At 70.3% G+C, this 18,486-nt stretch carries 16 protein-coding genes; 11 read left to right on the top strand and 5 right to left on the bottom strand.

Annotation, left to right across the window (positions count from 1 at the left end):
* Positions 1-52 precede the first annotated feature (52 nt).
* Together F0L46_RS11280 and F0L46_RS11275 are read right to left on the bottom strand one after the other, a co-directional pair.
* Positions 53-760 (bottom strand): response regulator transcription factor, encoded by a 708-nt coding sequence (locus F0L46_RS11280; RefSeq protein WP_149817470.1) that lies wholly within the window; start codon positions 758-760, stop codon positions 53-55.
* Between the two features lie 78 nt (positions 761-838).
* Positions 839-1,567 carry a response regulator gene (locus F0L46_RS11275; protein ID WP_149817468.1) on the bottom strand — a complete coding sequence of 243 codons (729 nt, stop codon included), beginning with the start codon at positions 1,565-1,567 and terminating at the stop codon, positions 839-841.
* Between the two features lie 322 nt (positions 1,568-1,889).
* Between F0L46_RS11275 and F0L46_RS11270 the strand changes: the two genes are divergently transcribed.
* Genes F0L46_RS11270 through F0L46_RS11260 form a run of 3 tightly spaced genes read left to right on the top strand, consistent with a single transcriptional unit; the run spans position 1,890 to position 6,105 of the window.
* A complete protein-coding gene (locus tag F0L46_RS11270) occupies positions 1,890-3,218 on the top strand; it encodes an ABC transporter substrate-binding protein (RefSeq protein ID WP_149817466.1) in 1,329 nt (442 codons plus the stop codon).
* A 60-nt stretch (positions 3,219-3,278) separates the two neighbouring features.
* Positions 3,279-4,988 carry an ABC transporter permease gene (locus F0L46_RS11265; RefSeq protein WP_149817465.1) on the top strand — a complete coding sequence of 570 codons (1,710 nt, stop codon included), beginning with the start codon at positions 3,279-3,281 and terminating at the stop codon, positions 4,986-4,988.
* A gap of 19 nt (positions 4,989-5,007) precedes the next feature.
* Positions 5,008-6,105, top strand: a complete 1,098-nt coding sequence (locus F0L46_RS11260; protein ID WP_149817463.1) for an ABC transporter ATP-binding protein — start codon at positions 5,008-5,010, stop codon at positions 6,103-6,105.
* Between the two features lie 289 nt (positions 6,106-6,394).
* Here the strand turns inward: F0L46_RS11260 and F0L46_RS11255 are convergent, their stop codons facing one another.
* Positions 6,395-7,828 carry a helix-turn-helix domain-containing protein gene (locus tag F0L46_RS11255; protein WP_149817460.1) on the bottom strand — a complete coding sequence of 478 codons (1,434 nt, stop codon included), beginning with the start codon at positions 7,826-7,828 and terminating at the stop codon, positions 6,395-6,397.
* Positions 7,829-8,000: 172 nt separating this feature from the next.
* Here F0L46_RS11255 and F0L46_RS11250 point away from each other — a divergent pair, with 172 nt between their 5' ends.
* The 5 genes from F0L46_RS11250 (at position 8,001) to F0L46_RS11230 (ending at position 14,052) form a co-directional block, all read left to right on the top strand.
* Entirely contained in the window at positions 8,001-9,008 is a 1,008-nt protein-coding gene (locus F0L46_RS11250; protein WP_149817458.1) for a Bug family tripartite tricarboxylate transporter substrate binding protein, read from the top strand.
* Positions 9,009-9,036: 28 nt separating this feature from the next.
* Complete coding sequence (locus F0L46_RS11245) at positions 9,037-9,540, top strand: tripartite tricarboxylate transporter TctB family protein (protein WP_149817456.1); 504 nt, start codon at positions 9,037-9,039, stop codon at positions 9,538-9,540.
* Between the two features lie 10 nt (positions 9,541-9,550).
* A complete protein-coding gene (locus F0L46_RS11240; RefSeq protein ID WP_149817454.1) occupies positions 9,551-11,071 on the top strand; it encodes a tripartite tricarboxylate transporter permease in 1,521 nt (506 codons plus the stop codon).
* Between the two features lie 210 nt (positions 11,072-11,281).
* Positions 11,282-12,817, top strand: a complete 1,536-nt coding sequence (locus tag F0L46_RS11235) for an acyl--CoA ligase (RefSeq protein WP_149817452.1) — start codon at positions 11,282-11,284, stop codon at positions 12,815-12,817.
* Between the two features lie 230 nt (positions 12,818-13,047).
* Positions 13,048-14,052, top strand: a complete 1,005-nt coding sequence (locus F0L46_RS11230) for a 2-dehydropantoate 2-reductase (RefSeq protein WP_149817450.1) — start codon at positions 13,048-13,050, stop codon at positions 14,050-14,052.
* A 135-nt stretch (positions 14,053-14,187) separates the two neighbouring features.
* On the opposite strand, the gene F0L46_RS11225 is transcribed toward F0L46_RS11230, so the two are convergent.
* Both F0L46_RS11225 and F0L46_RS11220 read right to left on the bottom strand, forming a co-directional pair.
* A complete protein-coding gene (locus F0L46_RS11225; RefSeq protein WP_149817448.1) occupies positions 14,188-14,859 on the bottom strand; it encodes a GntR family transcriptional regulator in 672 nt (223 codons plus the stop codon).
* Positions 14,856-15,524: a GntR family transcriptional regulator gene (locus tag F0L46_RS11220; RefSeq protein ID WP_149817446.1), complete on the bottom strand. Its 669-nt coding sequence runs from the start codon at positions 15,522-15,524 to the stop codon at positions 14,856-14,858. Before F0L46_RS11220 ends, F0L46_RS11225 begins: the two co-directional genes overlap by 4 nt.
* Positions 15,525-15,658: 134 nt before the next feature.
* Here F0L46_RS11220 and dctP point away from each other — a divergent pair, with 134 nt between their 5' ends.
* Genes dctP through F0L46_RS11205 form a run of 3 tightly spaced genes read left to right on the top strand, consistent with a single transcriptional unit; the run spans position 15,659 to position 18,486 of the window.
* Complete coding sequence (gene dctP / locus F0L46_RS11215) at positions 15,659-16,645, top strand: TRAP transporter substrate-binding protein DctP (RefSeq protein WP_149817444.1); 987 nt, start codon at positions 15,659-15,661, stop codon at positions 16,643-16,645.
* A gap of 27 nt (positions 16,646-16,672) precedes the next feature.
* Positions 16,673-17,188 carry a TRAP transporter small permease gene (locus tag F0L46_RS11210; protein WP_149817443.1) on the top strand — a complete coding sequence of 172 codons (516 nt, stop codon included), beginning with the start codon at positions 16,673-16,675 and terminating at the stop codon, positions 17,186-17,188.
* Positions 17,185-18,486, top strand: coding sequence for a TRAP transporter large permease (locus F0L46_RS11205; protein WP_149817441.1), 1,302 nt, complete (start codon positions 17,185-17,187; stop codon positions 18,484-18,486). Before F0L46_RS11210 ends, F0L46_RS11205 begins: the two co-directional genes overlap by 4 nt.

The raw sequence follows: 18,486 nt of genomic DNA, 5'->3' as shown, positions 1-18,486 counted from the left end.
ATCCCCGTCCGGTCAGGCGTCGGACGTTTCCTAGCGCTCCCGAGGGGTTCCGTCACGCCGCCTTGGCGAGCGGGCGCCGGCCCGGGCCTTGAGGCGCCACGAACATGTAGCCACGGGCCCGCACCGTCACGATGGCCTGGGTGTCGAGCTTCTGGCGCAGGCGGGCGATGCGGTTGTCGATGGAGCGGTCGAAGGCGTCGAGGCTCTCGCCCGGCGCCTGACGGATGAGCTCGTCGCGGGTCAGGACCTCGTTCGGCCGGCCCGCCAGCGCCCGCACGAGCATCACCTCGGCGGGGCCGAGCCGCTCAGGAGCCTGCCCGACGCGCAGGAGGCGCGAGGCCGTGAGGTCGACGGTGGCGTTCTCGAAGGCGACGATCTCGCGGTTGGCGCGGCCGTAGCGGCGCAGGAGCCCCGCCACCCGGGCGGCGAGCTCCTGCGGCTCCACGGGCTTCGCCACCACGTCGTCGGCTCCGAGCTCCAGCCCCACGATCCGCTCGAAGGGGTCGGGATCGGCCGTGAGGATGACGACGGGGCAGCGCTCGCCCCGCTGGCGCAGGCGCCGCAGGACGTCGATGCTGCGCTCGCCGGGGAGGTCGAGGGCGAGGACGATCAGGTCGGGCGCGGCGGGCTCCATGAGGCGGTCGAGCCCGGCGCCGCTCCCAGCGACCAGCACCTCGTGGCCGAGGCCGCTCAGATAGTCGGCGTGGGCCGCGGCGGCCTCAGCCCCGTCGTACGCGATCGCGATCCGTGCCCGTCCCATGGCGTCCGCTCCCTGCCGGCCCCGCCCCTCTTAGGCGGGCCGGCGCCCGGGCGACGTGCGGAACGTCACGGCGCGCGTTCACGCGCCGTCGGGGACGAACATGTAGCCCTCGCCGCGCACGGTGCGGATGAGGCTCGGGTTGCCTGGGTCGCTCTCCAGCTTGCGCCGGAGCCGGGTGATGCGGACGTCGATGCTGCGCTCGCTGTCGTTATCCTCGCGGGCCTGGGCGAGGTCGAGGAGCTGGCCGCGCGAGAGCGGGCGGTTGGGGCGCCGGGCCAGCACCTCCAAGAGATCGAACTCGGCGGCCGTGAGGGCGACGAGGCGGCCGTCCTCCTTCACGAGCTGGCGGCTCTGGAGGTCCAGGCGGTCGCGGCCGACCGGTAGCAGGCGGCCCGGCTCCTCGGCCCGCTGGTCCGCCACCGGGGCGCGGCGAGCCGCGGCGGGCGGCAGGCGGCGCAGCACGCTGCGGATGCGGGCCAGGAGCTCGCGCAGGTCGTAGGGTTTTACGAGATAGTCGTCGGCGCCGACCTCCAGGCCCACGACCCGGTCGACGGCGGAGCCCGCGGCGGTCGCCATGATGATCCCGGGGGGATCGTCGAGGCCGGTGAGCCAGCGCGCGAGCGACAGGCCGTCCTCGCCCGCCATGGCGAGATCGAGCACCGCCACGTCGATGGCGGCGTTTGCGGCCTTCGCCCTGAACTCCGCCGCGCTGCCCGCCGCCACGACCGTGAGCCCGCGCTCGCTCAGGTACTCGGCGACCGCCTCGCGCAGGTCCGGTTCGTCTTCCACGATGGCGATGGTCGGCATGGGGCTTGCTCTCGGTCCCGGAAAGGCTTGGCTCGCAATGGCTTGAACTCGATAGGATCGGAAGCCGCAGGTCAAGCCGCGCGACGCGGCATCCACCGCCAAGCGTCGCCAGGCTGCCGCTTCGTGCCTGCGGGCGCCCCTCCCATGCCCCGAGGGGCGCGTCGCTCGCCGATCGAGGCGGCAGCCTTGCGCACCCTCCCGCCGCCGTGCGCACATGCGCGGACCCTCACGATGGAAGCGCAGGCTCGGCTTTTCGCTCGCGCATTGCTAGGCTTGATCCAGCCGCTCCGGAAGAGAGGGGCCACAGCGCGGAGGACTGCCCATGTCGACCCGATTCCTGAGCGTGAGCGCCGCCCTCGGCCTCTCGCTCGCCGCCACCCTCGCCCATGCCCAGGCGCCGACGGGCAAGGTGACCGTGGTGACCTCGTTCTCGAAGGACGTGACGGACCCGTTCAAGAAGGCCTTCGAGAAGGCCTATCCGGGCACGAGCCTCGAGGTCCAGAACCGCAACACCAACGCGGGCGTGAAGTTCATCGAGGAGACCAAGGGCAACAACCAGTCGGACCTGTTCTGGGCTTCGGCGCCCGACGCCTTCGAGGTCCTCAAGGGCAAGGGCCTGCTCCAGAAATACGCGCCGAAGGCCACCGGCATCCCGGAGAAGGTCGGCTCCTACCCGATCAACGACCGGGAGGGCGCCTATTTCGGCTTCGCGGCTTCGGGCTACGGCATCATGTGGAACGAGCGCTACGCGAAGGCCAACAAGCTGCCCGAGCCGAAGGACTGGGCGGACCTCACGAAGCCCGCCTTCTACGATCACGTCTCCATCGCCTCGCCCGCCCGCTCGGGCACCACCCACCTCACCGTCGAGACGATCCTCCAGGGCGAGGGCTGGGAGAAGGGCTGGCGCACGATCAAGGAGATGGCGGGCAACTTCAACCAGATCACGGAGCGCTCCTTCGGCGTGCCGGACGCGGTGAACTCGGGCCAGGTCGGGGTCGGCATCGTCATCGACTTCTTCGCCTTCTCGGCGCAGGCGGCGGGCTTCCCCGTGAAGTTCGCCTACCCGACCGTCACCACCGTGGTGCCGGCGAATGTCGGCATCATTGCCAACGCGCCCAACAAGGCCGGCGCCGAGGCCTTCGTGGAGTTCCTGCTCTCGACGCCGGGCCAGGAGGTGCTGTTCGACCCCGGCATCCGCCGCCTGCCCGTGAACCCCGCCGTCTACGCCAAGGCCCCGGCGGGCTATCCGAACCCGTTCAAGGACGCGCAGTTCCAGAAGATGATCACCTTCGACGTCGACAAGTCGGAGGCCCGCACGGCGGTGGTCGACACGCTCTTCGACCAGCTGATCTCCTTCCAGCTCAACGACCTGAAGGCTGTCACCAAGACCCTGCACGAGGTCGAGGGCGCGCTCGCCAAGAAGGACAACCCGAAGGCCCGGGCGCTCGTCGCGGAGGCACGCGACCTCATCGCCGCGATGCCCGTCAGCGAGGCGCAGGCCTCGGGCGCGGAGTTGCGCGGCGCCTTCACGGGCGGCAGCCAGAAGGGCGCGCGCCAAGCCGAGGTGGAGCAGCAATGGGCCGCCTTCGCCAAGGAGCGCTATGCGGGAGCCAAGGCGAAGGCCGACGAGGCGCTCAAGCTCGCCCGCTGACGCCTCCGGGGCGGCGCACCAGCGGCGCCGCCCTCCCCCTCCCCGTCCAGGAGCACGCCGATGGCGCTCGCGCTCTCACGCCCGGTTCCCCGGTCCCACCTCTCGCCAGGCCAGCTTCTGGTCGCGGGCGCCATCGCGGCGTTCCTGCTCCTCTTTCTCGTGGTGCCCGTGGCGACCGTGATCTACGTGGCCTTCACCGAGAAGGGCACGGGTGCCTTCACCCTCGTGAACTTCCTCGACTTCGCCCGCACCGACCTCTTCGTGCGATCGTTCTGGAACTCGGTCTATGTCTCTGGCATGTCGGTGGTCTGGGCCTCCGTCTTCGCCCTGCCGCTCGCCTATCTGACGACCCGCTTCGAGTTCCGGGGCGCGGCGCTCATCCAGACGCTCGGCTTCCTGCCCCTCATCATGCCGCCCTTCGTGGGCGCGGTCGCCATGCAGCTCCTGTTTGGCCGCAACGGCACCGTGAACCTGCTCCTCGACGATTGGTTCGGGGTCAAGGTGCCGTTCATGGACGGGCTCAACGGGGTGATCTTCGTCCAGTCCGTCCACTATTTCCCCTTCATCCTCATCAACCTGTCGGCGGCTCTTCGCAACATCGACCGCTCGATGGAGGAAGCCGCGCAGAACCTCGGCTCCTCGGGCTTCCGGCTGTTCCGGCGCGTGGTGTTCCCGCTCGCCCTGCCGGGCTATCTGGCGGGCGCGTCCCTCGTCTTCGTGAAGGTCTTCGACGACCTCGCGACGCCGCTCCTCCTCAACGTGAAGGACATGCTGGCGCCGCAGGCGTACTTGCGCGTCACGTCGATCGGCATCGCCGACCCGATGGGCTACGTGATCGCGGTGGTGCTGATCGTGGCCTCGATCCTCGCCATGTGGGCCTCGGCCGCCGCCATGAAGGGCCGCGACTACGCCACGGTCCAGCGCGGCGGCGGCGGGCTCGCCAAGCGGCGCCTGAAACCCTGGGAGAGCGCGCTCGCCTACGGCATCGTCGGGCTCATCCTGCTCCTGGTGCTGGCGCCGCATATCGGCCTGTTCCTGCTCTCCATCGCGACGATCTGGTCGTTCTCGCCCTTCCCCGACGCCTTCACCCTCGCCCATTACGCCCGGGTGTTCGGCGAGAGCTCGATCTACATCAAGAACACGCTGATCTACGCGACCCTCGCCGGCCTCATCGACGTGGTGCTCGGCACGGCCATCGCCTATCTCGTCCTGCGAACAAGGCTGGTCGGCCGGCACTGGCTCGACTGGGCCGCCACCGCGGCGCTCGCGATCCCCGGCGTCGTGCTCGGCATCGGGTATCTGCGCACGTTCTACGGGGTCACCCTGCCCGGCGGCACGCCGCTCGCCGCGCTCTGGATCATGGTGGTGCTGGCGCTCGCCATCCGCCGCCTGCCCTATGCGCTGCGCGCCTGCTACGCGGCGCTCCAGCAGATCTCCGTGTCCCTGGAGGAGGCGGCCGAGAACCTCGGCGCCACGAAGACGCGCACGGTGCGCCGGGTCGTGGTGCCGCTCATGACGGGCGGCATCCTGGCGGGCTTCATCTCGAGCTTTTCCACCGCCGCCGTCGAGCTCTCGGCGACGCTCATGCTCGTGCAGTCGAACTCCGACGCGCCGCTCGCCTACGGGCTCTACGTGTTCATGCAGTCGCCCGCGGGCCGGGGCGCGGGAGCGGCGCTCGGCATCGTCGCCGTGCTCCTCGTCGCCCTCTCGACCTTCGCCTCCCACCTCGTCGTCGAACGCAGCCAACGCGCCAAGGGCGCCGCGCAGTAAACCCCCAGGAGAGACCATCATGGCGGCTCCCATCCCCCATCCGGCGCCCCGGACCCGCGCGGCGGGCGTGCGCGTCGAGGGCGTGAACCTGTCCTACGGCACGAACCACGTCCTCAAGGACGTGAACCTGGAGATCCGGCCGGGCGAGTTCTTCGCCTTCCTCGGTCCCTCGGGCTGCGGGAAGACCACGCTCTTGCGCCTCATCGCCGGCTTCAACCAAGCCGACACGGGCTCCGTGATCGTGGGTGGCGAGGACATCTCGGGCCTGCCGCCCTGGAAGCGCGACGTCGGGATGGTGTTCCAGTCCTACGCCCTGTGGCCGCACATGACGGTCCGCCGCAACGTCGCCTTCGGCCTTGAGGAGCGAAAGCTCCCACGCCAGGAGATCGAGGCCAGGGTCGAGAGGGCGCTCGACCTCGTGGGCCTCCGGCACCTCGCCGAGCGGCGCCCCTCGCAGCTCTCGGGCGGCCAGCAGCAGCGCGTCGCGGTGGCCCGCACGGTGGCGGTGGAGCCCAAGGTGCTCCTCCTCGACGAGCCCCTGTCGAACCTCGACGCCAAGATGCGCGTCCAGGTGCGCCGCGAGCTGCGCGACCTGCAGCAGCGGCTCGGCATCACCACGATCTTCGTGACCCACGACCAGGAGGAGGCTAACACGATCTGCGACCGCATCGCCGTGATGAGCGACGGCGTGGTCCAGCAGGTCGGCACGCCCATGGAGCTCTACGAGCGCCCGGCAAACCTCTTCGTCGCCAACTTCCTGGGCACCGCCAACATCCTGGAGGGCCGGATTCAGGGCCAGGGGCCGGACCGGATCTTCAACATCGAGGACGGGATCGTGCTCCCCATCCCGCCCGACGCCGTGGTGCCCGCCGACGCCAAGCTCGTCTTCCGCCCGCAGGACGCCGCCCTCGACCGGGTCGAGACCGGCGCCGTGCCGCTTCCCGGCACCATCGCCCACCGGGAGTTCCTGGGCTCGTCCGTGCGCTACGGGATCCAGATCGGCGGCACCGAGATCGTGGTCGACACGCCCTTCCAATCCGGCAACGTGCTGCACGAGCCCGGCCGCCCGATCACGGTGAGCGTGTCGCCCCGCTCGGCCCTCTGGCTTGCCAGCTGATCCGCCCCAGGGCGCAACAGCCACGGGAGGCCTGAGGGGAGCCAAGACGGGCGGGAGTCGGGCCGCGCTGCGGCGATCGGGGGCAACGTCGCGGGCCTGCTCGCGGCGGGCATCCTGTCCCAGCATGCGGAGCGCGTGACCCTGAACGAGCGCCACGGGCTCTCGATGGACGAGGCGCCGCGCGGGCTCCAGGGTCTGGAGGAGCGGCCGAGTCTTCGCGGCAAGCCGGGACGAGGGTGAGAGTGGAACCGACCGCCGACCCTAAGCCAGCCAACGCCGATTTGGGGGATCAGACGAAGGCGAAAGGGGACACGCTGCGGACGGTCTCGTCCACGAGGAGCGATTTCGAGATCGGCGGCGCCGCCCGCTGCGGGCAGAAGGCGCGCTCGCACAGGCGGCAATTGATCCCAATGGGCGCGGCTTCCGATGCGGCGAGGTCGAGGCCGCGGGCATAGGTGAGGCGGTGGGCGTCCTTGAGCTCGCAGCCGAGGCCTAAGGCGAAATGGGGGCTTGGCACGCCGTAGGGGCTCAGCGCCCGGCGCACGGTGCGGGCCACCGAGAACCAGCGCGAGCCGTCGGGCAGCTCGACCACCTGGGTGAGGATCTGCCCCGGCGTCTTGAAGGTGGCGTGCACGGTCCAGAGCGGGCAGGTGCCGCCGAAGCGCGAGAACGGGAAGCGCCCCGAGGAGAAGCGCTTCGAGACGTTGCCCGCGGAATCGACCCGCAAGAGGAAGAACGGCACCCCGCGCATGGTGGGGCGGGCGAGCGTGGTGAGCCGGTGCGCCACCTGCTCGAAGCTCGCCCCGAAGCGGGCGCCGAGCACGTCGATGTCGTAGCCAAGCGCCTCCGCCGCCTCGTGGAAGCGGGCATAGGGCATCATCAGGGCGGCGGCGAAATAGTTCGCCAGCATGATGCGCAGGAGCCGCCGGGCATCCGTCATCTCCGGCTCCAGGGCGTTGGCGAGCCGCTCGATGATCTCGCCCGCTTCCGCGAAGGCGAGCTGGTAGGCCGCCTGGAAGGTGCGCCCGGAGGGCTCCATGAACTCCGAGATCCGCAGCTGGCGGCGATGCCGGTCGTAGCGGCGCAGGTCGTGGCGCATCAGCTCGTCGGGAACGATGCTGACCCGGATCCCGTGCCGGTCCTTCAGCCGCTGCCGCAGGGCGTAGAACAGCTCGTGGCCCGGCGTCGCGAGCTCGAGGGCGAGCCGCTCGGCCGCCTCCTCGATCTCGGGAAAGTGGTTGCGCGCGTCCTGGACCACGGCCCGGACCCGGTCGACGGGGTTCTCGACATAGGCGCCCTCCGCCCGGTCGGTGTCGGCGAGCGCGGGGGACGCGGCCTCGGGCCGGCCGCGCAGGGCGACATGCGCCTCGTAGAGGCGTCGCACCACGTCCACCATGGCGGGCGCGGCGTCGATCACGTCCCGCAGCTCGCCGCGCCCGACCTCGATGCCCTTCAGCAGGGGATCGGCGAGGATCTCCTCGAGCTCCGCCACCACCCGCTCGTCGTCGTCGGCGGAGAACTGGCGCGCGTCCACGTCGAAGGCGTTGGCGAGGCGGATCAGGATCTGCGCCGTGACGGGGCGCTGGTTGCGCTCGATGAGGTTGAGATAGCTCGCCGAGACGCCGAGCTCGTCGGCCATGCGCGCCTGGGTGAAGCCGAGCTCGCGCCTCAGGCGCTTGAGCTTGGGTCCGACGAAGAGCTTGCGGGCGTAGTCCTGGGACATGGTGCGTAAATTTACAGACTTACAGCCGCGGTTTGTCAACTCGTGACTGCCCCACCTTTGAACGCCCCCTCCCGGGGCTGCCGACGGGCGCAAACGTGCCACTTTCCTCCGCCTGAGCCGTTAGCGACGAGCGTCGCCGTAGGGCGGCCACAGTTCCTGAGGAGAGCACCCGATGAAGGCTGTCACGAGAGCCCTCGCCGCCATGACCCTGGCCGCCCTCGCCAATCCGGCCTGGGCCCAGGCCACCTGGGAGCCCACCCGCCCCGTCACCATCGTGGTGCCGGCCGGCACGGGCGGCGGCGCCGACCAGATGGCCCGCGTCATCCAGGGCATCGTGACGAAGCACAGCCTCATGAAGCAGCCCATGGTCGTCGTGAACAAGGCCGGCGGCGCGGGCGCCGAGGGCTTCATGGACGTGAAGGCGTCGCGCGCCAACCCGCACACGCTGCTCATCAGCCTCTCCAACATGTTCACGACCCCGCTCGCCACGGGCATCCCCTTCTCCTGGAAGGACGTGACGCCCGTGAAGATGATGGCGCTGGACGAGTTCGTGCTCTGGGTGAACGCCGAGTCGCCCTACCAGACCCCCGCCGACCTCGTGGCCGCCGCGAAGGCCGCGCCTGCCACCGGGCGCCTCAAAATGGGCGGCACGGGGTCCAAGCAGGAAGACCAGATCATCACCGCGGCCCTGACCCAGGCCACGGGCGCCGACTTCACCTACGTGCCCTTCCGCGGCGGCGGCGAGGTGGCGGTGCAGCTCGTGGGCAAGCACATCGACGCCACGGTCAACAACCCCATCGAGGCGGTGAGCCACTGGAAGTCCGGCGCGCTGCGCCCGCTCTGCGTCTTCGACACCAAGCGCCTGCCCTACACCGAGAAGGTGACGGCGACGCAAGGATGGAGCGACATCCCGACTTGTCAGGAGAGCGGCATCGACGTCGAGTACCTCATGCTGCGCGGCATCTTCATGGGCCCGGGCGCCACGCCGGCCCAAATCGGCTTCTACACCGACCTCCTCGACAAGGTGCGGGGGACGCCCGAGTGGAAGGACCTCGTCGCCAGCGGCGCCTTCAACCAGACGACCCTCAAGGGCGACGAGTTCAAGGCCTGGGTCGCCCGGGAGGAGGAGCGCCATCGCGCCCTGATGCAGAAGGCGGGCTTCCTCGCCGCCACGAACTGACCCCCGGGACCGGACAGGAGTAGAGCGCATGAGCGGATCCATGCAGCCGCGCGCGGCGGGCGTCTCGCGCCGCGCGGTCGAGGTGGTGACGGCGTCGGCCTTCGCGGCGATCGGCATCGTGGGGTTGTGGGACTCGTCCCGCATCGGGGCGGGCTGGGGCACGGACGGGCCGCAATCGGGCTACTTCCCGTTCTGGATCGCCCTCATCATGACGGGCGCGAGCCTCTTCACCCTCGTGTCGGCCTGGCGCGACGCGGGGCCCGACGAGACCTTCCTGACCCGCCCCCAGCTCGGCCTCGTGCTCTCGATCCTCGCGCCCGCGACCGCCTTCGTCCTCGCGATCGCCTGGGCAGGCCTCTATGTCCCGGCAGCCCTCCTCATCGCCTGGTTCATGGCCCGGCTCGGGGGCTATTCCTGGCGGGCCGGCCTCCTGACGGGCGCCTCCATCGCGGTGCTCTCCTTCGTCACCTTCGAGATCTGGTTCCTCGTGCCGCTGCCCAAGGGCCCGCTCGAGACCTGGCTCGGCTACTGAGGATCACCCCATGGAACAGCTCGGACTCCTCTTCCAGGGCTTCGCGGTCGCCCTCGAGCCGCAGAACTTCGTGCTCATGGTCATCGGGATCGTGCTCGGCGTCGTCATCGGCGTCCTGCCGGGACTGGGCGGCGCCAACGGCGTCGCGATCCTCCTGCCGCTGACCTTCTCCCTCCCGCCCGTCTCGGCGGTGATCCTGCTCTCCTGCATCTATTGGGGGGCGCTGTTCGGCGGCGCGATCACGTCGATCCTGTTCAACATCCCCGGCGAGCCATGGTCGGTGGCCACCACCTTCGACGGCTATCCCATGGCCCAGCAGGGCCGGGCCGCGGAGGCGCTCACCGCCGCCTTCACCTCGTCCTTCGTGGGCGCCTTCTTCGCCATCGTCCTCATCACCTTCGTGGCGCCGGCGGTGGCCGGCTTCGCCTTGAAGTTCGGGCCGCCTGAGTTCTTCGCCGTGATGTTTCTCGCCTTCGCGAGCTTCGTCGGCATGTCGCGCACGGCGCCGATGAAGACCCTCACCGCCATGATGCTGGGCTTCCTGCTCGCGGCGGTGGGCATGGACACGGTGACGGGGCAGCTGCGCATGACCTTCGGCTCCGTGGAGCTGATGCGCGGCTTCGACTTCCTCGTCCTCGTCATCGGCCTGTTCGGCATCTCGGAGATCCTGCTCTCCATCGAGGAGGGCCTCGCCTTCCGGGGCAAGCAGGCGCGCATCACGCTCTCGACGGTGCTGCGCACCTGGCGCGAGCTGCCCCGCTACTGGGCGATCTCGCTGCGCTCCTCGCTCATCGGCTGCTGGATGGGCATCACGCCCGCCGGCGCCACGCCCGCCTCCTTCATGAGCTACGGCGTGGCGAAGAAGATGTCCCGCCACGGCGCCGATTTCGGCAAGGGCCGCATCGAGGGCGTGATCGCGCCCGAGACCGCGGCGCACGCGGCGGGCACCTCCGCGCTCCTGCCCATGCTGGCGCTCGGCGTGCCGGGCTCGCCCACCGCGGCGGTGCTGCTCGGCGGCCTCATGATGTGGGGTCTCCAGCCCGGCCCGATGCTCTTCGTGGAGCAGAAGGACTTCGTGTGGGGTCTCATCGCCTCCATGTACATGGGCAACCTCGTCGGCCTCGCCATCGTGCTGGCCTGCGTGCCCGCCTTCGCGGCGATCCTGCGCATCCCATTCGCGGTGGTCGCCTCGACGATCCTCGTGGTCTGCGCCATCGGCGCCTACACGGTGCACAATGCCTGGTTCGACATCCTGCTGATGCTGGTCTTCGGCGTGGTGGGCTACGTGCTGAAGAAGCTCGACTACCCCCTCGCCCCCATGGTGCTCGCCCTCGTGCTCGGCGACCGCACGGAGCAGGCCTTCCGCCAGTCGCTCCTCATGTCCCAGGGCGACGTCGCGATCTTCTGGGCGAACCCGCTCGTCGCCACCATCATGGCGGCCGGCATCGCCCTCCTGGTCTGGCCGCTCGCCAACTGGGCGTGGGGGCAGATCGGCGCGCTGGCGAGGCCGAAGATCACCGAGACGCCCTGAGCCGAGGCGGGACGGGACGGCGCGCCGTCCCGTCCCGCAACCGCCAAGGCGCTCCGCGACCCGACACCGAATATCTTGGGCCGGCCACCGAGGCGGATGCATCCAAAACCGAACCGGAGCCGTTTCCAGCCAGCCTGGAAACGGCTCTAATGCGCCAAGCACGCCCGCCGCAGCGAGGCGGGACATCAACGATTGCCGGAGGAGAAGACCATGCCGAGCACGATCTGGGAGGTTCTTGCGGCCGGCGCGCCCGAGGCGCGCGCCATCGGTGCGCCGGGCCGGCCCTGGCTCACCTATGACGGCCTGCGGGTTCTCGCGTCCGAGACCATCCGCGCGCTCAACGGCATCGGCATCGGCCGGGGCGACCGGGTGGCCATCGTGCTCCCCAACGGCCCCGAGATGGCGACGGGCTTCGTCTCGATCGCCTGCGCCGCCACGGCGGCCCCGCTGAACCCGAGCTATCGGGCCGAGGAGTTCGAGTTCTACCTCACCGACCTCAGCCCCAAGGCCCTCGTGGTGAAGGCGGGCGACGACACCCCCGCCCGCGCGGTGGCCGAGCGGCTCGGGGTGGCGGTCGTCGAGCTCGTGCCAGACGAGGCGGCGCCGGCCGGCACGTACCGCCTCGCGGTCGAGGGGCGGCCGGGAGCCAACCCCCGGGCGGGCGGGCCGGCGCAGGGCGACGACGTCGCCCTCGTGCTCCACACCTCGGGCACCACGGCGCGCCCGAAGATCGTGCCCCTCTCGAACGCGAACCTCGCGGCCTCGGCCCGCCACATCGGCGCCACCCTGGGGCTCGGGTCCGGCGACACCTGCCTCAACATCATGCCGCTGTTCCACATCCACGGCCTCATCGCGGCGGTGCTCTCCTCCCTCGGCGCAGGCGCGGCCGTGAGCTGCACGCCCGGCTTCAACGCGCTGAAATTCTTCTCCTGGCTCGATGATGTGGACCCGACCTGGTACACGGCGGTGCCCACCATGCACCAGGCGATCCTGGGCCGGGCCGGCCACAACGCCGAGCGGCTCGCCAAGGGCACACGCCTTCGCTTCATCCGCTCCTCCTCCGCCTCCCTGCCGCCGCAGGTCATGGCGGAGCTGGAGAAGACCTTCGGCTGCCCCGTGGTCGAGGCCTACGGCATGACGGAGGCCTCGCACCAGATGGCCTCGAACCCCCTCCCGCCCCGCGCCCGCAAGCCGGGCTCGGTGGGCATCGCGGCGGGCCCAGAGATCGCGATCATGGACGAGGAGGGCCACCTCCTGCCCCAGGGCGAGATCGGCGAGGTGGTGATCCGGGGCCCCAACGTGACGGGCGGCTACGAGTCGAACCCGGACGCGAACCTGAAGGCCTTCGCGGGCGGCTGGTTCCGCACCGGCGACCAGGGCCGGCTCGACGAGGAGGGCTATCTCTTCCTCACCGGCCGCCTCAAGGAGCTCATCAACCGCGGCGGCGAGAAGATCTCGCCGCTGGAGGTCGACACCGTGATCATGGACCACCCGGCGGTGGCGCAGGTGGTCACCTTCGCCATGCCGCACGCGAAGCTCGGCGAGGAGGTCGCGGCGGTGGCGGTGCTGCGCGACGGGATGCAGGCGACGGAGGCCGAGATCCGGGCCTTCGTGGCGGCGCGCCTCGCCGACTTCAAGGTACCCCGGCGCGTGCTCTTCGTGTCCGAGATCCCCAAAGGGGCCACCGGCAAGCTCCAGCGCGTCGGCCTCGCCCAGAAGCTCGGCCTCGTCGACCAGGCGGCGTGAGCGCGGTTCACCTCTCCCCGCGGGCGGGGAGAGGGCTCCGGCTGCGGATCGGCAGCCGGAGCAAGCGGCGGAGCCGCGAGGGTGAGGGGGTCTCTCCGGAGGAGCCTCTACCTGAGACGCCCCCTCACCCCCGGGCTGCCGCCCTCGCCTCAGCCCCCGGCAAAGGGGGGCTGAGGCCCNNCCCCGCCCGCGGGGAGAGGAGATCGTCGCATCCCATCAGGAGTCCCATCTTGACCTCCATCTGCGTGTTCGGCGCCGGCGCCATCGGCGGCTATCTGGCGGCGCGGCTCGAAGCCGCCGGCACCCCCGTCACGGTCGTGGCCCGCGGGGCCCATCTCGAAGCCATGCGCGCGCGGGGCCTGCGGCTCGTCAGCGGCGGCGAGGAGACCACGACGCATCCCCGCGTCGCCGACGATCCCCGGGCGGTGGGCCCGCAGGACTACCTGTTCCTGACGCTGAAGGCTCATTCCCTGGAGCCCGCCCTGCCCCAGCTCGCGCCGCTCATCGGCCCGAACACCACAATCGTGGCCGCCATCAACGGGGTACCCTGGTGGTACACCTACCGGCTCGCCGGCCCCTACGAGGACCGCATCGTGCGCGCCGTCGACCCAGACGGCACCCTCTGGGCGCGCCTGCCGCCGGCCCAGACGCTGGCCTGCATCGTCTACCCCGCGGCCGAGATCGCCGAGCCCGGCGTCGTCACCCACACCTATGGCGACCGCTTCAGCCTCGGCGAGGCCGACGGCAGCCGCTCGGAGCGCGCTGGGCGCCTGTCCGAGCTCATGATCAAGGCGGGCCTCAAGGCGCCCGTGCGCCCGCGCATCCGCGACGAGCTATGGGTCAAGCTGTGGGGCAACATGGCGTTCAACCCCTTGAGCGCGCTCACCATGGCGACCCTCGACGAGATCGTGGGCGACGCCGACACCCGCGCCACGGCGCGCGCCCTCATGCTGGAGGGCCAGGCCATCGCCGAGCGGCTCGGCGTGCGCTTCGCCATCGACGTCGACAAGCGCATCGAGGGCGCGGCGGAGGTCGGCCGGCACCGCACCTCCATGCTCCAGGACCTGGAGAAGGGCCGCCCCCTGGAAATCGAGGCGCTGCTCGGCGCCGTGGTCGAGATGGGCACCTGGGTCGACGTGCCGACCCCCATCGGCTCCGCGGTCCTGAGCCTCGTGCGCCAGCGCGTGCGCACCCGCGACGCCGCGACAGCCACCGCCGCCCCGCAGGCCGCCTGACCGGAAGGAAAGCCCCCATGGACCTCCACCTCACGCTCCACCTCGTCAGCGTCCTGTGCGCGGGCCTTCTCGTCGCGCGGCACGTCACCCGCGCCTGACGGCGGGCGAAGCGCTCCCCCTCCTCGACAGCCGAGGTCAGGCGATCGTGCCGGCGGCCAGGGCATGCTCGACGCCCCCCGCGACATGGCGGGTGAGGACCTCGCACGCGCGGTCCGCGTCGCGCCGTAAGGCGCAGTCGAGAAGCTCGGCATGCTCGGCGGCCGCGACCGCGCCGCGATAGCTCAACGCGATCATCTGGTAGCGCAGATACTTGTCGAACACGGCCGCGTGGGTCTCGACGAGCATGCGCGAGCCGCAGGCCGAGATCAGGGCCCCGTGGAACTGCCAGTCGTACTGCTTCCATTCCTCGGTCCCGCTGCGGTCGCCCTCCGCCATCCGGGCCTCCAGGCGGGACAGGCGGTGGTGGGCGGCGACCACCCGCCCCTCCCAATCCATGCCGCCGGCCTGGAACGACTGCCGCAGCGCCCGCCCTTCGAGGAGCTGGCGCAGGGCGGCGATCTCGCGCAGGTTCGTGGCCGAGACGGGTGCGACCTCGAACCCTTTTTGACCCTCGGCGACGACGAGCCGTTCGGATTGCAGGCGGTTCAGGATCTCCCGCAGGGTCCCGACGCCGGCGCCGTAGTCCTCCCGCAACCGGTCGAGCTTGAGCTTCTGGCCGGGTGGAAGCCGCCCGACGATGATGTCGTGGCGGATGCGCTGGTAGGCGCCCTGCGCGACGGTCTGGCCGGCGCCCGCGTCGCGGCTCATCGCAGGGCTCCGCTCTCAAGGGTGTGGGCCACGCACCCGTTCACATGAGCCTCCAGGATGCGGCAGGCGGCGTCGGCGTCGCGCGCGAGCGCCCGATCGAGCAGGTCGCGATGCTCCCGGGCCGCGGTCTCGCCGCGATAGACCACCGCGACCATCTGGTAGCGCAGGAACCGGTCGTAGACCCCACGGTAGAGGTCGAGGAGAGTCTGCGAGCCGCAGGCCTCAATGAGCGTCCCGTGGAACTCGCGATCGTAGCGCTTCCAGAGCTCCGCCTGGTCGCGCTCACCGGCCGCCATGCGCCGCTCCAGGGCCGCAAGCCTGTAATGGGCGGCGACGACCCGGCTCTCCCATTCGAGATCGCCGGCCGCGAAGGAGAGCGGGACGGCATGGGTCTCGAGCAGAAGCCGCATGGCCGCGACGTCCTCGAAGCCGTCCGGCGTGACGGGCATCACCCGGAAGCCGCGCTGCTCCTCCGCCGTGACGAAGCCCTCCGAGGCCAGGCGGCTGAGGATCTCCCGCAAGGTGCCCACGGCGGCGCCGTAGCCTGCCGCCAATGGGTCGAGGGGGAGGCGCGTGCCGGGAACCAGGCGGCCGAACACGATGTCGGCGCGGATGCGCTCATAGGCGCGATCCGCGATCGAGCTCGCAACCCCTTCGACGCTCATGCCGGCTCCGCCCCGAGCTATAATCGGACGGATCCGAAAATATCACATGAAGCACCCCTCGCCTATTGATCTGCGGAAAGTGCGAGATGATGATGCGCGCCAAGAAGCGATAACGCACGACCAGGAGGAACCCCATGACCACGATCAGCCGCCGCGCCGCGCTCGCGGGTGGCGCCGCCGCCATCGCCTGCGCCGCCGGAAGCGTCCGGGCCCAGGCCTCGGCCAACCTGCGCTTCTCCGCCGTGTTCTCAGAGCAGGACATCCGCGCCGAGATGATGAAGCGCTTCGGCGAGGACGCGAAGGCGCTCGGCTTCAATCTCCAGCCCTATTACGGGGGCACCCTGTTCAAGCAGGGCACGGAGCTCGTCGCCATGCAGCGCGGCAACCTCGAAATGGGCAACATCGCGCCGCAGGACATCTCGAACCAGATCCCGGCCTGGTCGATCGTCACCTCGGCCTACCTGTTCCGCGACGCCGATCACCTCAAGCGCGTCTTCGACGGCGAGGTCGGCGGTCAGCTCAAGAAGATGGCCTCCGACCAGCTCGGTATCCACATCCTCGGGCCCACCTATTTCGGCACCCGGCAGGTCGGCCTCAAGCCGAAGAAGCGCATCGCCACCCCCGCCGACATGGCTGGCATCAAGCTGCGCATGCCCGGCGGCGACGCCTGGCAGTTCCTCGGCACCTCGCTCGGCGCCAACCCGACCCCCATGGCCTACGCCGAGGTCTATACGGGTCTCCAGAGCGGGGCCATCGACGGGCAGGACAACCCGCTGCCCAACGTCCAGAACATGAAGTTCTACGAGGTGCACTCGCAGATCGTGCTGACCTCCCACCTCGTCGGCTTCGACCTCCTGTCGGTCTCGAACAAGGTGTGGAACGCCATGCCGGCCGACAAGCGCGCGGCGTTCCAGGCCGCGGCCGACAAGGCCATCGCCTGGAGCACGGCCGAGCATCTGAAGAAGGAGGGCGAGCTCGCCGAGTTCTTCAAGACGCAGGGGCTCGACGTCTACGCTCCCGACGTGAAAGCCTTCCGCGACTACGCCCAGAAGCGCTATCTCGCCTCGGATCTCGCCAAGAGCTGGCCCGCCGGCATGCTCGACACCATCAACGCGATGTAGGCGGGCCGCGGGCCGGGGATCACCCACATGACAGCGTTCCTGCGCAGGGCGGCGCCCTGGCTCGCCCGCCGGGCCGAGAACGTGGCGGCGGCGATGCTCGCGGCCATGTTCGCGGCCTTCCTCGTCCAGATCGCGTTCCGCTACCTCGTCGGCCTGCCCACGGGCTGGACCCACGAACTCAGCGCCATGCTGTGGGTCTGGCTCGTCCTATGGGGGGCGGCCTTCGTGGTGAGCGAGCGGGACGAGATCCGCTTCGACATCGTCACCGGCGCGGTGGGGCCGCGGACCCGCCGCGTCATGGCGTTGGCCGCGTCTCTCGGGCTGGTCGCGCTCTACGGGGTCTCCCTGCCGGCGGTGCTCGATTACATCGCCTTCATGAAGGTGGAGAGAACGGCCTATCTCAAGGTTCGCTTCGACGTGCTGTTCTCGATCTATGGAGTCTTCGTCGTCGCCGCCATCGCACGCCATCTCTGGCTCGGCTGGCGCGCGCTGCGGGGCGACGCTCCCGCGACCGATGCGACGCAGGCGACGTCCGGCCTATGACCCTCGCCAGCCCCTTCTCGCTGTCCATCGTCGCGATCACGGTACTGGCGCTGCTCGGCCTGCCGGTCGGGCACGCGATGATCGCGGGCTCGGCCCTCTACCTGCTGCTCGCGGGCCAGGATATGGGCACGGTCGCCGAGCAACTCCTCAACGGGATGTACACGAACTACGTCATCCTGTCGGTGCCGCTTTTCATCCTCGCCGCCGAGTTCATGAACGTCGGCAGCATGACCGACCGGCTGATGCTCTTCTGCAACGCGCTCGTCGGGCGGTTCCGCGGCGGGCTCGCCCAGGTCAACATCCTCCAGAGCATCATCTTCGCCGGCATGTCGGGCTCCGCCATCGCGGATGCGGCCGGCACGGGCCGGATGATGCAGGTCATGATGACCCGCGGCGGGCGGTACACGGGCAGCTACGCGGCGGCCGTGACCGCGGTGTCCTCGGTGATCGGGCCCATCATCCCGCCCTCCATCCCCATGGTGCTCTACGCGCTGGTCTCCGACGCCTCCATCGGCTTCCTCTTCCTCGGCGGCGTGGTCCCCGGGCTCCTCATGGCGCTGAGCCAGATGGTGATCGTCACCATCACGGCGCGGCGGAAGAACTTCCCCGTCGAGGAGCCGGTGGCGCTGCGCGCGCTCCCGGGGATCACCTGGCGGGCGCTGCCCTCCCTCATGATGCCCGTCGTCCTGCTGGGCGGCATCTATAGCGGCGTCATGACCCCCACCGAGGCCGCCGCGGTGGCCGCGGCCTACGCGCTCCTGATCTCGGCGGGGCTCTATCGCAGCGTGAGCTGGCGCGACTTCTACCGCTCCATCGCCGTGAGCGCGCGTACGAGCGCTTCGATCGGCATGCTCATCGCAGGCGCCCTCGTTTTCAACTACGTGATCACGGTCGAGAACATCCCCGAGACCGTGAAGGTGCTGCTCGCCTCCTGGCAGCTCTCGCCGGTCGGTTTCCTCCTCCTCGTCAACGGCCTGCTCCTGCTGCTCGGCTGCGTGCTCGAGGGGACCGCGATCCTGCTCATCGTCGTGCCCGTCTTCATCCCGACCGCGCAGGCCCTGGGCATCGACCTCGTCCATTTCGGCGTGGTGGTCGTGGTCAACATCATGCTCGGCCTGATCACGCCGCCCTACGGCCTGCTCCTCTTCATCATGGCCAACATCTCGGGCGAGCCCCTGCGCGACATCGTGCGCGACACCCTGCCCTTCCTGTTCGCCATGATCGTCGCGCTCGCCGTGATCACCTTCGTGCCGGAGACGGTCCTCTGGCTTCCCCGCCTCTTCGGCTACAAGGGCTAG

Origin of the sequence: Salinarimonas soli, assembly GCF_008386575.1 — a bacterium.
In the GTDB taxonomy this organism is placed as follows: domain Bacteria; phylum Pseudomonadota; class Alphaproteobacteria; order Rhizobiales; family Beijerinckiaceae; genus Salinarimonas_A; species Salinarimonas_A soli.
Note: the sequence above shows the minus strand (reverse complement) of the source record. Positions and strands in the feature narration are given on the sequence as shown.

What these genes read in the sequence shown, in the direction of transcription:
- F0L46_RS11280 (WP_149817470.1), bottom strand. Translation starts at nt 760, where the DNA reads ATGGGACGGGCACGGATCGCGATCGCGTACGACGGGGCTGAGGCCGCC.
- F0L46_RS11275 (WP_149817468.1), bottom strand. Translation starts at nt 1,567, where the DNA reads ATGCCGACCATCGCCATCGTGGAAGACGAACCGGACCTGCGCGAGGCG.
- F0L46_RS11270 (WP_149817466.1), top strand. Translation starts at nt 1,890, where the DNA reads ATGTCGACCCGATTCCTGAGCGTGAGCGCCGCCCTCGGCCTCTCGCTC.
- F0L46_RS11265 (WP_149817465.1), top strand. Translation starts at nt 3,279, where the DNA reads ATGGCGCTCGCGCTCTCACGCCCGGTTCCCCGGTCCCACCTCTCGCCA.
- F0L46_RS11260 (WP_149817463.1), top strand. Translation starts at nt 5,008, where the DNA reads ATGGCGGCTCCCATCCCCCATCCGGCGCCCCGGACCCGCGCGGCGGGC.
- F0L46_RS11255 (WP_149817460.1), bottom strand. Translation starts at nt 7,828, where the DNA reads ATGTCCCAGGACTACGCCCGCAAGCTCTTCGTCGGACCCAAGCTCAAG.
- F0L46_RS11250 (WP_149817458.1), top strand. Translation starts at nt 8,001, where the DNA reads ATGAAGGCTGTCACGAGAGCCCTCGCCGCCATGACCCTGGCCGCCCTC.
- F0L46_RS11245 (WP_149817456.1), top strand. Translation starts at nt 9,037, where the DNA reads ATGAGCGGATCCATGCAGCCGCGCGCGGCGGGCGTCTCGCGCCGCGCG.
- F0L46_RS11240 (WP_149817454.1), top strand. Translation starts at nt 9,551, where the DNA reads ATGGAACAGCTCGGACTCCTCTTCCAGGGCTTCGCGGTCGCCCTCGAG.
- F0L46_RS11235 (WP_149817452.1), top strand. Translation starts at nt 11,282, where the DNA reads ATGCCGAGCACGATCTGGGAGGTTCTTGCGGCCGGCGCGCCCGAGGCG.
- F0L46_RS11225 (WP_149817448.1), bottom strand. Translation starts at nt 14,859, where the DNA reads ATGAGCCGCGACGCGGGCGCCGGCCAGACCGTCGCGCAGGGCGCCTAC.
- F0L46_RS11220 (WP_149817446.1), bottom strand. Translation starts at nt 15,524, where the DNA reads ATGAGCGTCGAAGGGGTTGCGAGCTCGATCGCGGATCGCGCCTATGAG.
- dctP (WP_149817444.1), top strand. Translation starts at nt 15,659, where the DNA reads ATGACCACGATCAGCCGCCGCGCCGCGCTCGCGGGTGGCGCCGCCGCC.
- F0L46_RS11210 (WP_149817443.1), top strand. Translation starts at nt 16,673, where the DNA reads ATGACAGCGTTCCTGCGCAGGGCGGCGCCCTGGCTCGCCCGCCGGGCC.
- F0L46_RS11205 (WP_149817441.1), top strand. Translation starts at nt 17,185, where the DNA reads ATGACCCTCGCCAGCCCCTTCTCGCTGTCCATCGTCGCGATCACGGTA.